Here is a 15,765-nt window from a genome sequence, read left to right as displayed (position 1 = left end):
GCGGGCCCGGGCCGCGCCGTCAGGTGCGGGTCCGGGCCCGCCCCTGCGGGCGCGGCCGGTACGGCGGTTACTGCGGGGTCATCCGCTCCGCCATGCCCGGGTGCTCCTTCAGCCAGGCCGCGACGGCCTCCTCCTCGTGGCCCTGGCCGCGGTCCTTGATCTCGGCCTCCAGGCTGCCGAGCTCGTCCTCGCTCATCTTGAAGTTCCTGATCCACTCGGTGAGCTGCGGATACTGCTCGGGGAACTTCTTGCTGGAGATGGTGCGGATCGTGTTGCCCTCACCGAAGGCCTTCTTCGGGTCCTTCAGCTTGGTCAGCTCGTAGTCGCTGTACGCCCAGTGCGGGGACCACAGGGTGACCGCGACGGGCTCCTTCTTGGCGAGGGCGCGCTTGAGCTCGGCCAGCATCGCCGGCGTGGAGCCGTCGACGACCTCGTACTCGTCCTCCAGGCCGTATCCCGGCATGACCTTCGTCTTGAGCAGGTTCATCTCACCGGTGCCCGGCTCGATGCCGATGATCCGCCCGTCGAACAGGTCCGCCTTGCCCTTGAGGTCCGCCAGGGACTTCACGTCCTTGACGTACGACGGGACGGCGATCTCCAGCGACGTGGGCTCGTACCAGGTGCCCAGGTCGGTGAGCTGGTCCTTGCTCTTGTCCCAGTAGTTCTTCTGCGCGTACGGCAGCCAGGCGTCGAAGTTGAGGTCGAGGTCCCCGGAGGCGAGGCCGGTGTAGACCGGGCCCACGTCCATCTGCTTCAGGTTCATCTTGTAGCCGCGCCGCTCGAGGACGTTCTTCCACAGGTAGGTGACGGCGACGTCCTCCTCCCACGGGAACCAGGCCACGTCCAGCGCCCGCTTCGCCTCGGCGGGCGTACCGCCCGAGCCGGACTCGACCGGCGCCAGCTTGTCGACGACACCCGGGTTGTCCTTCAGCCAGGCGCGGACGGCGGCCCGCTGCTTGCCCTTGCCGGCCTTGTTGATCTCGGCTTCCAGGCTGGTGAGCTGCTTCTCGGTCATCGAGAAGTCCTTCAGCCACTGGCCCACGGCGGGGTTCTCGCCGGCGAAGCCCTTGCGGGACAGCGTGTGCACGCCGTCGCCCTTGCCCCAGGTGCCCTTGGGGTCCTCGAGCTTCTTCAGGTCGTAGTCGCTGTACGCCCAGTGCGGGGACCAGAGGGTGACGACGACCGGTTCCTGCTTGCTGTAGGCCCGCTTCAGCTCGGCCAGCATCGCCGGCGTGGAGCTGTCGACGACCTTGTACTCCTTGTCCAGGCCGTACTCCTTGAGGACCTTGCTCTTCAGCAGGCCCATCATGCCGGCGCTGGACTCGATGCCGGTGATCTCCCCGCCGAAGGCGGACGCCTTGCCCTTGAGGTCCTCGAGGGAGTTGACGTCCTTCATGTACGACGGGACGGTCAGCTCCAGCGACGTCTCGTCGTACCAGGAGCCGAGGTCGTCGAGCTGCTTGCCGTACTTCTTCCAGTACGCCTCGTGGGTGGTGGGCAGCCAGGAGTCCGTCTGGAAGTCGATGTTGCCCTGTGCGAGGGCGGTGTACAGCGGGCCGGCCTCGAACTGCTTGGCGTCGACCTCGAAACCGCGCTGCTCCAGGATCTCCTTCCACAGGAAGGTGGAGGCGACGCCCTCGTCCCAGGGGATGTAGCCGATGGTGATCTTCTTGCCGTTGCCGACGTTCTTGCCGTCCGCGGCGGGGGCGGAGCCGCCGGAGCCGCCGCCGAAGATCCCCATGCCGCCCGCGACCAGCGCGAGGACGACGACACCGACCACGGCGACCTGCGGACGGGGCCGGTACGACCAGATCTTCAGCCCCTGCGTGGCGCGCGCCTTGGCGGCGGCACGCCGGCCGAGCGGGGAGACCTGGGTGCCCAGGGCGCTGGTCATCCGGTCCAGGTAGATCGCCAGGATGACGATGGCGATACCGGACTCGGCGCCGAGACCGATGTTCAGCTGGCCGATGGCCTCGATGACCGCGCCACCGAGTCCGCCGGTGCCGACCATGCCGGCGATCGCGGCCATGGACAGACCGAGCATGATCACCTGGTTGACGCCCGCCATCACCGTGGGCAGCGCCAGCGGCAGCTGGACGCGCAGCAGGGTGTTGCGCGGGGTGGTGCCGAACGCCTCGGCCGCCTCGACCAGTTCCTTGTCGACCTGGCGGATGCCCAGCTCGGTCATGCGCACGCCCGGAGCGAGCGCGAAGATCAGCGTGGCGACGATGCCCGGGGCGGATCCGGTCCCGAAGAACAGGATCGCCGGGATGAGGTAGATCATCGCGGGCAGCGTCTGCATGAAGTCCAGGATCGGCCGGACCACGGCGCTGACCCGGTCCGAGCGGGCCGCCCAGATGCCCACCGGCACCGATATGATCAGCGCGATCACCGTGGCGACGATGACCAGGGCCAGCGTCACCATCGAGTCCTCCCACAACTCCATGGAGTCGAGGAAGGCGAATCCGACGAAGGTGAGGACACCGGCGAAGGTGCCGCGCAGCCAGAACGCGATGACCGCGAAGATGCCGCAGAGGATCAGCGGCGCGGGGGCCTGGAGTACGGCGTTGACACCGTCGTAGGCACCCGTGAAGACGGCCTTGAAGAAGTCGAACAGCCAGCTGACGTTGGCGAGCAGCCAGTCGACGGCGCTGTTGACCCAGTTGCCGAGCGGAATCCTAGGCACGGGCCATCACCTTCTCGCCGCCCTTGTCGCGCGGGGTGTCGCACACCCCGGGATCGGCCTCCTCGTCGCCGAGGAATCCGATGAGGCGCTGCCGGGGCACGACACCGACCAGCACGCCCTCCTTGTCGAGCACGGCCACGGGGTGCGGCACACGCGCGCTGATCGCGCACAGGTCGGTGAACGGCGTGTCGGACGTCGCGGTCTCACAGCCGCAGTCGGCCTCGTCACCGCGCACCTCGCGCTCCATCACGGAACCGGCCGTGAGGACGCGCGAGCGGTCGACGTCCTGGGTGAAGGAGGCGACGTAGTCGTTGGCGGGCCGGATCAGGATGTCCTGCGCGGTGCCGACCTGCACGATACGGCCGTCCCGCATCATCGCGATCCGGTCCCCCAGACGCATTGCCTCGTTGAGGTCGTGGGTGATGAAGACGATCGTCTTCTTCAGCTTCTTCTGCAGTTCGATCAGCTGGTCCTGCATGTCACGGCGGATCAGCGGGTCGAGCGCGCTGAAGGACTCGTCCATCAGCAGCAGGTCGGCGTCGGTGGCGAGCGCGCGGGCGAGACCGACCCGCTGCTGCATACCGCCGGACAACTCGTCGGGCCACGACTTCTCCCAGCCGGCCAGGCCGCACAGGGCGAGCGCCTCGTCGGCGCGGCGTTCGCGCTCGGCGCGGGGCACGCCCTGCACTTCAAGACCGTAGGCAGCGTTGTCACGGACACTGCGGTGCGGGAACAGCGCGAAGTGCTGGAAGACCATGCTGATCTTCTTGGAACGCACCTTGCGCAGTTCCCGGTCGGGCAGCGCGGTCAGGTCCTCGCCGTCGAAGCGCACGTGTCCGGCGGTCGGCTCCAGCAGTCCGTTCAGCATGCGCAGCAGGGTGGACTTGCCGGAGCCCGACAGGCCCATGACGACGAAGATCTCGCCCGGCTCCACGGTGAACGAGGCGTCGATCACGGCGGCGGTGGTGCCGTCGGCGCGCAGTTCCTCCCGGTCGGCTTTCTTCTGGCGCAGTCGTTCGACCGCCTGGTCCGGTCGTCTGCCGAACACCTTGAACAGGTGCTCGGCCTCAAGCCTGGATGACACGCGTACCTCTTGTCTCGACGGCAAATGGCTGAAGCGATGCCGGACGGGCAGCTGCACGCGGCCCAAAACAGTTGAATCCGTAACCGGCATCGCTCCGTGGCCGCGCCTCCCCGGTTTCCCTTGACGCAAACTGGTTCGTGCTCCGCCTCACACGAGTCGCGCTGTGCGCAACACGTTGCATCTGCCGCTTGGGCGGGCGGTCGTGCACGCTCGCGTTGTCAGCCCGGTGCGGCATGATGCGCAACGTGACCGGACGACTCATGCTCCTAGACACCGCCTCCCTCTACTTCCGCGCCTACTTCGGCGTCCCCGACTCCGTCAAGGCCCCCGGCGGCACCCCGGTGAACGCCGTCCGCGGACTCCTCGAGTTCATCGACCGCCTGGTCAAGGACCATCGCCCGGACCACCTCGTCGCCTGCATGGACGCCGACTGGCGCCCGCACTGGCGGGTGGAGCTGATCCCCTCCTACAAGGCGCACCGCGTCGCCGAGGAGCGCCCGTCCGGCCCGGACGAGGAGGAGGTCCCCGACACCCTGTCCCCCCAGGTCCCGGTCATCGAGAGCGTGCTCGACGCGATCGGCATCGCCCGGGTCGGAGTCGCCGAGTACGAGGCCGACGACGTGATCGGCACGTTCACCGGTCACGCGACCGGCCCGGTCGACATCGTCACCGGCGACCGCGACCTGTACCAGCTGGTGGACGACGAGCGCGCGGTGCGCGTCCTGTACCCGCTCAAGGGCGTCGGCACGCTCCAGATCACCGACGAGGCCCTGCTGCGCGAGAAGTATGGGGTGGACGGCAAGGGGTACGCGGACCTCGCGCTGCTGCGCGGTGATCCGAGTGACGGCCTGCCGGGCGTACCGGGCATCGGGGAGAAGACCGCGGCCAAGCTGCTGGCCGAGTTCGGTGACCTGGCCGGGATCCTCGCGGCCGTGGACGACCGGCAGGCCAGGCTCACGCCGTCGCAGCGCAGGCGTCTGGACGAGGCGCGGCCGTATCTCGCGGTCGCCCCCAAGGTCGTCCGGGTCGCGGACGACGTCCCGCTCCCGGACGTCGACACGGCGTTGCCGCACGGGCCGCGCGACCCGGCCGCGGTTCAGGCGCTGGCGGCCCGCTGGGGGCTGGGCGGCTCGCTGCAGCGGCTGCTGACCACGCTGTCGGTGTGAGCCACAGACCCGAGGTGCTAACTTAGGTAACCCTAACTGTGGTAGCTGGGAGGCTCCTCATGGCAGAGCGACCGGGACGCGCCCCGCGCGCGCCGCACACCGCCGAGGTCGTCCGCACCGAGCGGCTGACCCCGCATATGCAGCGTGTCGTGCTCGGTGGTGAGGGGCTCTCCGACTTCTCGGCGGACACCTGCACCGATCATTACGTCAAGCTGCTGTTCCCGGCGGGGGGCGCGACGTATCCGGAGCCGTTCGATCTCCAGCGCGTCCGGGAGGAGTTCCCTCGCGAGCAGTGGCCGGTGACCCGGACGTACACGGTGCGGCAGTGGGACGCGGTGCACCGTGAGATGACGCTGGACTTCGTGGTCCACGGCGACGAGGGGCTGGCCGGGCCGTGGGCGGCGAACGTCCGGCCGGGTGAGCTCGTCCGTTTCCTCGGCCCCGGCGGGGCGTACGCCCCTGACCCGGCCGCGGACTGGCATCTGCTGGCGGGTGACGAGAGTGCTCTGCCGGCGATCGCGCGTTCGCTGGAGGCGCTGCCGGACGGTGCGAGGGCGTTCGCGTTCGTGGAGATCTCCGGTCCGGAGGAGGAGCAGAAGATCGACTCGGACGTGGAGGTCCGCTGGCTGCACCGCGGTGGCCGCCCGGTCGGCGAGGCCCTGGTGGAAGCCGTCCGGGGCCTCGACTTCCCGGAGGGCCGGGTGCACGCCTTCGTCCATGGCGAGGCCCACTCCGTCAAGGCCCTGCGCCAACTGCTCCGAGTCGAACGCGCCGTCCCCCGCGAGGACCTGTCCATCTCGGGCTACTGGCGCCTGGGCCACAACGAGGACGGCTGGCAGGCCTCGAAGCGCGACTGGAACGCCCGGATCGAAGCAGAACAGGAACCCACGCCCCCGTCCGCCTGACCACTGTCGGACCCGGTGCCGCACTCCGCGGGCAATCGTGCCGCAGGGCGGCACGGGTGGGCGCGACGGCACCCCGCAAGCGCCGGGCCGCGCGAACACCCCCCGCCCCGCCCCCGCACCGGACACCCGCCCAACCCCACCCGCGCAGGTGGGCGCGACGGCACCCCGCCGACGCCGGGCCGCGCAACCCGCCCCCGGCCCGCACCGACGCCGGGCCCCGTACGCCCCCGTACCCTTGCCCGTTGTGAGACGCAGACGCCCCGCCCCGCCCCCTCCGCTGCCGCAGCGCGACGGGGTGGACCCGGTACGGGTCCGGCTCCCCGCCGGTGGACGGGGGGCCACCGTCAGGGAGCACCTGGTGCAGCGGCTGCCCACCACCCCGAGCACCGTGGACCGCATGTTCGCCGAGGGCCGGATCGTAGGCGTCGACGGACATCCGCTGGCCCCGGACACCCCGTACGAACCCGGCCTCCACCTGTGGTTCCACCGCGACCTCCACGAAGAGGCGCCGGTCCCCTTCGCCCTGGAGATCGTCCACCGCGACGACCACATCCTCGTCGTCGACAAACCCCACTTCCTCGCCACCACCCCCCGCGGCAGCCACATCACCCAGACCGCCCTCACCCGCCTCCGCCGCGAGCTGGGCATCCCGGAACTCGGCGCCGCACACCGCCTCGACCGGCTCACCGCCGGCCTGGTGCTGTTCATCGTCCGGCCGGACGAGCGCGGCGCCTACCAGACCCTGTTCCGCGACCGCCTGGTGCGCAAGGAGTACGAGGCCGTCGCCCCGTACGACCCGGCGATCGCGCTCCCCCGCACCGTACGCAGCCGGATCGTGAAGGAGCGCGGGGTGCTCACCGCCGAGGAGGTCGAGGGCGAGCCCAACGCCGAGACCCTGGTCGACATCGCCGACCACCGCGCGGACGGTCTGGCCCGGTACCGGCTCGTACCCGGCACCGGCCAGACCCACCAGCTGCGGGTGCACATGAACGCGCTCGGCCTGCCGATCCTCGGTGACCCGCTGTATCCCGAGGTCACCCCGCCCGTCCCGGCCGGTGACTTCCGGCGCCCGCTGCAACTGCTGGCACGGAGACTGGAGTTCACCGACCCGGTGACAGGGGTGGAGCACCGCTTCGTCAGCGGTCGGGTGCTCGCGGCCTGGACGTCGTACGACGACTGGGCGGCGGCCGGTCAGTAGCCGCGCCACCAGCGCAGCAACCGCTGCCAGGCGCCCCGCGGCTCAGGCCGCGTCGCCGGCGGGGGCGGGGGCACCGGCATCGGCGTCGGCACGGGCGCCTCCACGCGCGGCGCGGGGGGCGCGACCGGCCGGCTCACCCCGATGTGCCAGTCCTGCCTCGGCGGTGCGTCGTTCTCGTGGCTCGGCCGCTGCAGGACATCCTGCTGCGGCCGGGGGATGAAGTTGACGGGCAGCTCCACGAGATGCCGGGACGCGATGGACTCGGTGAAGCGCAACTCCGACTCCGGCACGCTCAGTTCGACGTCGGGCAACCGCATCAGCAGGGCGTCGACGCCGACTTCCGCGATGACACGGCCGATGTCCTGCCCGGGACACTCGTGCGTGCCTCCGCCGAAGGCGAGGTGCGAGCGGTTGCCCATCATGTCGGCGGTCGGGTCGGGCCGTACCCGGGGATCCACGTTGGCGGGTGCCGGTGCGAAGAGCAGTCCGTCGCCCTTGCGGATGCGCTGCCCGCCGAGCTCCGTCTCCTGCTTGGCGTAGTAGGCGAAGATGGTACTGAACGGCGGTTCGTCCCACAGCAGTTGCTCCACCGCCTGGGGCACGGTCATCTGGCCGCCGTTGAGCTGGGAACGGAAGCGCGGATCGATCAGCACCTGGCGCAGCACATTGGCGAGAAGGTTGGCCGTGGCCTCGTAGGCGGCGATGAGGACCACCCGGAGGTGCTGCGCGATCTCCTCGTCGGTCAGCCCGGCCGGGTGCCTGGTGAGGTGGCCGGTGAAGTCGTCCAGCGGTTCGGCCCGGCTGCGGGCGGTGAGGCGCTGCAGGGCGTCCATGATGTAGGCGTTGCTGGCGATCGCGGTCTCGGTGCCCCGGAGCATGTCGCGGGCGGCCTCGACGATCCGGTCGTTGTACTCGTCGGGCATGCCGAGGACATGGCACATCACGGCCATCGGCAGATGCTCGGCGTACTGGCCGACCAGTTCGGCCTCGCCCGTCTCGCAGAACCGGTTGACGACGCGCTGCACACTGCGGTTGACGTGCCGGCGCAGGCCCCGGAAGTCGGTGGCCGCCACGGCGACGTCGATGGCGCCGCGCAGCCTCCGGTGTTCGTCTCCCTCGGCGTGGGCGCACATCGGCTGCCAGGCGATGTGCGGCATCAGCGGGTGGTCCGGCTTGACCAGACCGTCGCCGAGCGCGGACCAGATGCGGCTGTCCTTGCAGAAGTGCGCGGGGGTGCGCAGCAGTTGCTGGCTCTCGGCGTGGCCCAGGACCACCCACAGCGGTACGTCGTCGTGGATCAGCACGGGTGCCACCGGGCCGTGCTCGGCCCGCAGTTCCTCGTACAGCTTCTTCAGGTCCGCCGACTCATGGAGCCGGCTCAGCCCTCCGGGGCCCTGGCCGTGCGCGGGGCAGCCGGGGGGCGGGGCGGGGCGGGAGGAGTCCGCGCCGGCCGGGGAGTCTCCCGTCAGGGGGTTCGATTCAGTCGTCACAGTGGTCGCTCCGGAGGGAAGAACGGGGGGCTGGGGAGGGGGCGGATCCCGGGGTCAGGTGAGCGAACCCGTCATGGCGAGCGAGTGCAGGAACCGCATCAGGGTCAGCAGGACGTCACGGCTGGAGGCGCGGCGCCGCACATCGCACTCCATGATGGGGACCCGCTCGGACAGATCGAGGGCGGACCGCAGGTCGGCGATGGGGTAACGGGGGGCGTCAGGGAAGGAGTTGACGGCGACGACGAACGGCACTCCGCGTTCCTCGAGCCGCCCCATGACATCGAAGCTGACCTCGAGGCGGCGGGTGTCGACCAGGACGACGGCGCCGAGCGCGCCCTCGAACAGCCCGTTCCACAGGAACCAGAAGCGTTCCTGGCCGGGGGTGCCGAACAGGTACAGCACCAGCTGGTCCGTGATCTTGATCCGGCCGAAGTCCATGGCGACGGTGGTGGCCGTCTTGGTCGCGGAGCCGAAGTTGTCGTCGACCCCGACGCCGGCCTGGGTCATGGTCTCCTCGGTGGTCAGCGGTTTGATCTCGCTGACCGAGCCGACCATGGTCGTCTTGCCGACCCCGAACCCGCCCACGATCACGATCTTCACCGCGGCCTGTGCCGTCTGCGGCAGCCGGTCCTCGGCGCGGGGGCCCGGGACGGTCTCAGAGCCTTTGAAGTCCATGCATCACCGCTTCGAGAAGGGAACGGTCCGGAAGCGCCTCGCGGACGATCGGGAAGCGCGCCTGGACCAGTTCCGCCGCCAGCATGTCGGTGAGCAGCACGGTCACCACGCCGAACGGCAGGCTGAGATAGGCCGACAGTTCGGCCACGGACAGGGGGGCGGCACAGAGCCGGAGCAGCGCCGCCTGCTCGGGGGTGGCGGAGGGCGGGGGGTCCGGGGAACCGGCCACGATGAGCGTGACGAGGTCCAGGTCCGCCCGTTCGCCGTCCGGTCCGGCGACCACGTACAGCCGCTCCGGGTTGCCGCCGCCCTCCTTCTTCCCGGCCGGTCCGGCCGGCTTCGGGGAGGGGGCGGCCCGGGGGAAGCGCCTCTGGCGTTGCGGAGGAGTCATACGGTCTGCCCGTTCCGTCGGGGCGGGCTGGTCAGATGGGCGCCGATACGGACGACGAGGTCGCGCATCATGCCGCCCATGCGGCCCGGCTCACAGGTCATGTCGGAGAGCACCGCGAGATAGGCGTTGGCGCCGGCCGCCATGAGATAGAAGTAGCCCTCGTTGATCTCGATGAGGACCATCTTCATCTCGCCGTTGCCGTAAGGGAGTTCCTGGGCGACGGCCCCGGCGAGGCTCTGTACGCCCGCGCAGGCGGCGGCGACCCGGTCGGCGGCGTCGGGCTCGCCGCCGTAGCGGGCGATGCGCAGGCCGTCGGCGGAGAGCACCACGATCATCTCGACGCCGGGTACGCCGTCGGCGAGCTCCTTGAGCATCCAGTCGAAGTTGGCTCGCTGCTGGATCACTTGAGGTCCCCCTCGTCATCGGCCTCGGTGCGGGCCGGTTCGTTGATGAGATGCAGGTAGGCGGTCGGGTTCCGGGTGAAGTCGGTGGTGGGGACGTCCGGGTCGAGGCCCTTGCGCATGCCCTCCCAGAAGGCGTCGACCCACAGGCCGGGTTCGCGGTCGTCCTGCTTCTTCTCGGGCTCGGGCCTGGCCCAGATGTCGTGGTACTCCTCGCCCCGTTCCCTGGCCTCCCGCTCGGCCCGTTCGGCGGCCGCCTGCTCGGCGTAGCGCTGGTGGATCGGGGTCTTCACCCGGCTGCGGCGCTGCGGCAGGCCGCCCGCGGTCCACTCGGTGACCTCGGGGACGTCGTCCTCCATGGACACCGTCTCGGGGATGCGGGGGCTGGTGGGACGGCGCTTCTTGGGGGTGCGCTCCGGTCCCGGGAGGGCGTCGACCGGGCGGGGCACGGCGGTGGCGCCGATGCCGTGGGCGAGGCCGACGCCGGGCTCGTCGGTCAGCATCTCGCTGGGCACGATGAGGACGGCGCGGACACCGCCGTACGCGGAGGCGCGCAGCGAGACCTTCATGTCGAACGCGGTACAGAGGCGGCCGACGACGGCGAGGCCGAGGCGCGGGTTCTCCGTGATCTCCTGGAGGTCGGTGCCCTTCTGGGCCTGCTCGAGGATGCCCTCGATACGGGCGCGGGCCTGCTCGTCGAGGCTGACGCCGGCGTCCTCGATCTCGATGGCGACGCCGGTCTGCACCTCGGTGGCGGTGACGCTCACCTTGCTGGTCGGCGGCGAGTAGCGGGTGCCGTTGTCGAGGATCTCGGCGGCGGCGTGGATGACCGGCTCGACGTAGATGCCCTTGATGTTGACCTTGGCGATCGACTTCAGGTCGATGCGGCGGTACTCGAGGATGCGGGACATGGCGCCGCGCAGCACGCTGTAGAGCGCGACGGGCATGGGCCACTGGCGTCCGGGGCGGCCGCCGCCGAGGACGGAGATGGAGTCGGCGAGACGGCCGATCAGCGCGGTGCCGTGGTCGATACGCAGCAGGTCGTCGAAGACCTCGGGGTTGCGGCCGTGGTCCTCCTCCATCTCGCGGAGTTCGTTGGCCTGCTGGTGGACGATCGCCTGGACGCGGCGGGCGATGCTGACGAAGGAACGCTGGGCGGAGTCGCGCAGGTTCTCCTCGTCGTCGATGATCTTGAGGATCGTGCGCAGCAGGTCGATCTGGTACTTGGGCAGATCGCGCCAGGTGGGGTCGAGCTGTGGCAGGCCGCGGATGACTTCGTCGGGGTCGTTCCCGCTGTGCAGGAAGTCCAGGGCCGCGGGGGTGACCCGCTGGGTGAAGTACTGCGTCTCCGTGTCGTGGGCGGCGATCCGGGATTCCAGATACGTACGGTGACGGTCGTACTCGGCCTGCGACTCCCGCAGTACCCGGCCGCGGCGCACCGCCTCGGTCGCGGCGACGGTCACCAGCAGGGTCGCGACGGCGCCGCACACGCCGACGGCGATCCGGGCGGGCTCCGTCACCAGGGCGACGGCGGCTCCGGTCGCCGCGGCCATCACTATGGCCGGCAGCAACAACACGCGTGCGTGGGAAAGTTGGACACTCGCCATGTGAGCCCTCTGAAACGAATCGACTGATGGTCGGGGAACATGCACATAGGGGAACAAGCGCACGAATTCATCTCAACCCGGTGCGCTGCGGGCGAGCTTAGTCCGGCGGGATCATCGCCATGTCATATTCGGCAAGTGCCGGAAACGGCCCCTGGGGCAGGAGTACGCTCGGGTCGTTTGCACGCTGCGCGCCCGTTCGAACGCAGTGCGTCACGGCGTTCGGGCGTACGAAAACCACTCACCGTTATGAGTGAGAGAGGCGGCGGGCCTCCCTGATCCTGCCCGCCGAACGGGGCGTTGACGCTCCGGAAACGGCGGAAGCCCGGCGCGCACCTGGCGCGCCGGGCTTCGAAGTCCCCTCGGTCCGGGCGGTGTTCAGCCCACGGACGAGTAGGCGACCACTCCGCGCAGCAGTCCGTCGACCGCCTTGCGGGCGTTCTTGGCGACCGTCGATCCGTCGCCGGTCGGTGCCGCCGCCGAGATCTGGCCGAGCACGTCGATGACCTGCTTGCACCAGCGCACGAAGTCACCGGCCGGCATCTCCGCCTCGCGCAGCACTTCGTCCAGGCCCTTGCCCGAGGCCCACGTGTAGGCGGCCCAGGCGAAGCCGAGGTCGGGCTCGCGCTGGCCGACACCCTCCGTCTGGCTGATCCGGAAGTCCTCCTCCAGGGCGTCCAGGCGCCCCCAGATCCGGACCATCTCGCCGAGCGCCGCCTTCGCCCCGCCCGACGGCAGCTTGGGCGCCATCGCGTCGTCGGCGACCCGGGCCTCGTACACCAGGGCCGAGACGCACGCGGCCAGTTCGGCGGGGGCGAGCCCCTCCCACACGCCCTCGCGCAGGCATTCGCTGGCCAGCAGGTCGAGTTCGCCGTACAGCCGCGCCAGCCGCTTGCCGTGTTCGGTGACCTCGTCGCCGCGCAGATAGTCCATCTCGGTCAGCAGCGCGACGATGCGGTCGAAGGTCCGGGCGATGGTGTTCGTCCGGCCCTCGATACGCCGCTCCAGCTGCGAGGTGTCGCGCAGCAGCCGGTGGTGGCGCTCTGCCCAGCGGGCGTGGTCCTCACGGTCCTGGCAACCGTGGCACGGGTGCGCCCGCAGTGCCTTGCGCAGCCGCGCGATCTCCCGGTCGTCGGCCGCCTGGGACCGCTTCTTGCGGTGCCGGTCCGGGGAGATGTGCCCGGCCTTCGTGCGCAGCGCGGAGGCGAGGTCCCTGCGGGACTGCGGGGAGCGCGCGTTGAAGGACTTCGGGATCCGCATCCGCTCCAGCGCCTCGACCGGCACCGGGAAGTCGATCGACGCCAGCCGCTTCACCTGCCGCTCGGCGGTCAGCACCAGCGGGCGCGGACCGTCGGAGTACTCGTAACCGCGGTGGCCGTCGGTCCGCCCCGCCGGCAGGCCGGGGTCGAGGACCAGCGCCAGCCCCGCGTACTTTCCGGTGGGCACGTGGATGACGTCACCGGGTTTGAGCTTCTCCAGCGCGACAGCGGCCTCCGCCCGCCGCTGCACCGCGCCCTGCCGGGCCAGTTCGTTCTCCCGGTCCTTGAGTTCACGGCGCAGCCGCGCGTACTCGTCGAAGTCGCCGAGATGGCAGGTCATGGAGGCCTTGTATCCCTCCAGGCCCTCCTCGTTGCGCTGCACCTGCCGGGAGATGCCGACGACCGACTTGTCCGCCTGGAACTGCGCGAACGACGTCTCGAGGAGCTCGCGCGAGCGGTGCCGGCCGAACTGCTCGACCAGGTTGACCGCCATGTTGTACGACGGCTTGAAGCTGGACCGCAGCGGATAGGTGCGGGTACCGGCCAGTCCCGCCAGATGGTCGGGATTCATGGCGCGCTGCCACAGCACGACCGCGTGGCCCTCGACGTCGATGCCGCGGCGGCCGGCCCGGCCGGTCAGCTGGGTGTACTCGCCGGGGGTGATGTCGGCGTGCTGCTCGCCGTTCCACTTGACGAGCTTCTCCAGGACCACCGAGCGGGCGGGCATGTTGATACCCAGGGCGAGGGTCTCGGTCGCGAACACGGCCTTCACCAGGCCGCGGACGAAGAGTTCCTCGACGACCTCCTTGAACGTCGGCAGCATGCCCGCGTGATGGGCGGCGATGCCGCGCTCCAGGCCCTCCAGCCACTCGTAGTAGCCCAGGACGTGCAGATCCTCGGCCGGGATGGAGGCCGTGCGCTCCTCGACCAGGGAGCGGACCCGCGCCCGCGCCTCGTCGTCGTTGAGTCTGAGGCCCGCGTACAGGCACTGCTGGACGGCGGCCTCGCAGCCGGCGCGGCTGAAGATGAAGGTGATCGCGGGCAGCAGGCCCTCGGCGTCGAGCCGCTCGATGACCTCGGGACGGCTCGGCGTCCACACGCGCGAGCGCTGTCTGCGCTCCCGCTCCCGGTCGGCCTCGCGCACATTGCCCCGCCCGCGCTTGCGGTCGCCCCAGGACGGACGGCTCGCCTCCAGGCGGGCCATGCGCGTGAGGTCCGGGTTGACGGCCTTCTTGCGGCCCTCCCCCTCCTCGAACAGGTCGTATATCCGGCGGCCCGCGAGCACGTGCTGGAACAGCGGCACCGGCCGGTGCTCGGAGACGATCACCTGTGTGTCACCGCGGACGGTGTCCAGCCAGTCCCCGAACTCCTCCGCGTTCGACACCGTCGCCGACAGTGACACCAGGGTCACGGACTCGGGGAGGTGGATGATCACTTCCTCCCAGACGGCGCCGCGGAAGCGGTCGGAGAGGTAGTGCACCTCGTCCATCACCACGTAGCCGAGGCCGAGGAGGGTCTGCGAACCGGCGTATAGCATGTTCCGCAGCACCTCGGTGGTCATCACGACCACCGGGGCGCCGGAGTTGACGCTGTTGTCGCCGGTGAGCAGGCCCACCCGCTCCGCGCCGTAGCGGCGGCACAGGTCGGCGTACTTCTGGTTCGACAGCGCCTTGATGGGTGTCGTGTAGAAGCACTTCTTGCCCTGCTGGAGGGCGAGATGGACGGCGAACTCGCCGACGATCGTCTTGCCGGAGCCGGTGGGCGCGGCGACCAGGACGCCCTTCCCCGACTCGAGCGCCTGGCAGGCCTCGATCTGGAAGGGGTCGAGGCCGAAGTCGTACATCTCGCGGAAGGAGGCGAGCGCGGTGGCCTGCTCGGCAGCGCGCCTGCGTGCTGCCGCGTACCGCTCGGCCGGTGAGAGGTCCTCTGTCATCGTGCTTTCGAGCGTACCGGGCCGCACCGACAACAGGACGATCATTATCCGTTCAGGGGCCGACGACCCGCAGCGCTCCCGGCACGCACCGGGCGGTCAGCGGCAGCGGTCCCACCGGTTCCCCGTCCGCGTACCCCGTGACCTCCTCGGCGGCCAGCTCGACGGTCGCCGCCCGCAGCACGGTGATCGCCGGGTGGTCTGTGTGCGTGCCCCGGTACACCTTCGGGAACACCCGCAGCAGTGTGGCCCGGCTGCACTCGCCGACCACCGTGATGTCCAGCAGCCCGTCGGTCAGGTCCGCGCCGGGGCAGATCCGCATGCCGCCGCCGTACGACGGCCCGTTCCCGACGGCCACCAGTGTCGCCTCGATCTCGCGGACCTCGCCGCCGTCGATCGTGATCCGGTACGGCAGCGGCTTGAAGGCGGCCAGCTCGGCGACCATCGCCAGGTCGTACTTGAAGCGTCCGAGGGGCATCCGCATGCGGTTGCCGCGGTCGTTGACCCGGGAGTCGAAGCCGGAGGCGAGTACGGCGCCGAACCAGCGGTCGCCGACCCTGCCGAGGTCGATGTCGCGGACCCGGCCGCACTTGAGGGCGTCGGCGATCATCCGGCCGGCCGCGGCGGGTTCGCGCAGCGGCATGCCGAGCGCGCGGGCGAAGTCGTTGCCGGTACCCGCGGCGACCAGGCCGAACGGCGTGCCGGTGCCGACGACGGCCTGCAGCGCGAGGTTCGCCATGCCGTCGCCGCCGACCGCGATCAGGGCGCCGGTGCCCTCCTCGACGGCGGTACGGGCCCGGGCCAGGGCGTCCTGCGGGTCGTCGCCGAGCACGGTCCGCACCGAGAAGCCGGCGTCCCGCAACGCGGCAGCGGCCGGCCGCGCCGCGCGGGCGCCCCGGCCGCGGCCCGCGGTGGGGTTGACGAAGAGGGTGATCTCGCTGGTCACGGGAGTGACCCTACGATCTGCGGGACGCTC

12 protein-coding genes are annotated in these 15,765 nt (G+C 70.6%); 3 read left to right on the top strand and 9 right to left on the bottom strand.

The features are described 5' to 3' along the window. Positions 1-67: 67 nt before the first annotated feature. Positions 68-2,686, bottom strand: a complete 2,619-nt coding sequence (locus ACGFR9_RS15790; RefSeq protein WP_393207987.1) for an ABC transporter permease/substrate binding protein — start codon at positions 2,684-2,686, stop codon at positions 68-70. Then, complete coding sequence (locus ACGFR9_RS15785; RefSeq protein WP_393207984.1) at positions 2,679-3,770, bottom strand: glycine betaine/L-proline ABC transporter ATP-binding protein; 1,092 nt, start codon at positions 3,768-3,770, stop codon at positions 2,679-2,681. Before ACGFR9_RS15785 ends, ACGFR9_RS15790 begins: the two co-directional genes overlap by 8 nt. A 236-nt stretch (positions 3,771-4,006) precedes the next feature. On the opposite strand from ACGFR9_RS15785, the gene ACGFR9_RS15780 reads away from it, so the two are divergent. The 3 genes from ACGFR9_RS15780 to ACGFR9_RS15770 all read left to right on the top strand — a co-directional run bounded on the left by ACGFR9_RS15780 (position 4,007) and on the right by ACGFR9_RS15770 (position 7,039). Beyond that, positions 4,007-4,936 (top strand): 5'-3' exonuclease H3TH domain-containing protein, encoded by a 930-nt coding sequence (locus ACGFR9_RS15780; protein WP_393208545.1) that lies wholly within the window; start codon positions 4,007-4,009, stop codon positions 4,934-4,936. 59 nt (positions 4,937-4,995) lie between these two features. Further along, entirely contained in the window at positions 4,996-5,841 is an 846-nt protein-coding gene (locus ACGFR9_RS15775) for a siderophore-interacting protein (RefSeq protein WP_393207981.1), read from the top strand. Between the two features lie 244 nt (positions 5,842-6,085). Next, positions 6,086-7,039, top strand: coding sequence for an RluA family pseudouridine synthase (locus ACGFR9_RS15770; RefSeq protein ID WP_393207978.1), 954 nt, complete (start codon positions 6,086-6,088; stop codon positions 7,037-7,039). On the opposite strand, the gene ACGFR9_RS15765 is transcribed toward ACGFR9_RS15770, so the two are convergent. The 7 genes from ACGFR9_RS15765 to ACGFR9_RS15735 form a co-directional block, all read right to left on the bottom strand. Continuing rightward, positions 7,033-8,529 (bottom strand): cytochrome P450, encoded by a 1,497-nt coding sequence (locus tag ACGFR9_RS15765; protein WP_393207975.1) that lies wholly within the window; start codon positions 8,527-8,529, stop codon positions 7,033-7,035. The genes ACGFR9_RS15770 and ACGFR9_RS15765 overlap by 7 nt on opposite strands. 54 nt (positions 8,530-8,583) lie before the next feature. After that, positions 8,584-9,204, bottom strand: coding sequence for an ATP/GTP-binding protein (locus ACGFR9_RS15760; protein ID WP_393207972.1), 621 nt, complete (start codon positions 9,202-9,204; stop codon positions 8,584-8,586). After that, positions 9,185-9,595: a DUF742 domain-containing protein gene (locus ACGFR9_RS15755; RefSeq protein ID WP_393207969.1), complete on the bottom strand. Its 411-nt coding sequence runs from the start codon at positions 9,593-9,595 to the stop codon at positions 9,185-9,187. Before ACGFR9_RS15755 ends, ACGFR9_RS15760 begins: the two co-directional genes overlap by 20 nt. After that, on the bottom strand, positions 9,592-9,999 hold the full coding sequence (locus ACGFR9_RS15750; protein WP_030225334.1) for a roadblock/LC7 domain-containing protein: 408 nt from the start codon (positions 9,997-9,999) through the stop codon (positions 9,592-9,594). The genes ACGFR9_RS15755 and ACGFR9_RS15750 overlap by 4 nt, the downstream gene beginning before the upstream one ends. Continuing rightward, the gene (locus ACGFR9_RS15745; protein ID WP_393207966.1) at positions 9,996-11,573 is read right to left on the bottom strand and encodes an ATP-binding protein; all 1,578 of its coding nucleotides are present in this window, start codon (positions 11,571-11,573) and stop codon (positions 9,996-9,998) included. The genes ACGFR9_RS15750 and ACGFR9_RS15745 overlap by 4 nt, the downstream gene beginning before the upstream one ends. A 405-nt stretch (positions 11,574-11,978) precedes the next feature. Next, complete coding sequence (locus ACGFR9_RS15740; RefSeq protein ID WP_393207963.1) at positions 11,979-14,837, bottom strand: DEAD/DEAH box helicase; 2,859 nt, start codon at positions 14,835-14,837, stop codon at positions 11,979-11,981. A 7-nt stretch (positions 14,838-14,844) separates the two neighbouring features. Continuing rightward, on the bottom strand, positions 14,845-15,735 hold the full coding sequence (locus ACGFR9_RS15735; protein ID WP_393207961.1) for a diacylglycerol kinase: 891 nt from the start codon (positions 15,733-15,735) through the stop codon (positions 14,845-14,847). Between the last annotated feature and the right edge of the window lie 30 nt (positions 15,736-15,765).

The organism is Streptomyces sp. NPDC048584 (genome assembly GCF_043199595.1).
Taxonomy (GTDB): domain Bacteria; phylum Actinomycetota; class Actinomycetes; order Streptomycetales; family Streptomycetaceae; genus Streptomyces; species Streptomyces edwardsiae.
This window is presented reverse-complemented; position numbering and strand designations above follow the sequence as displayed.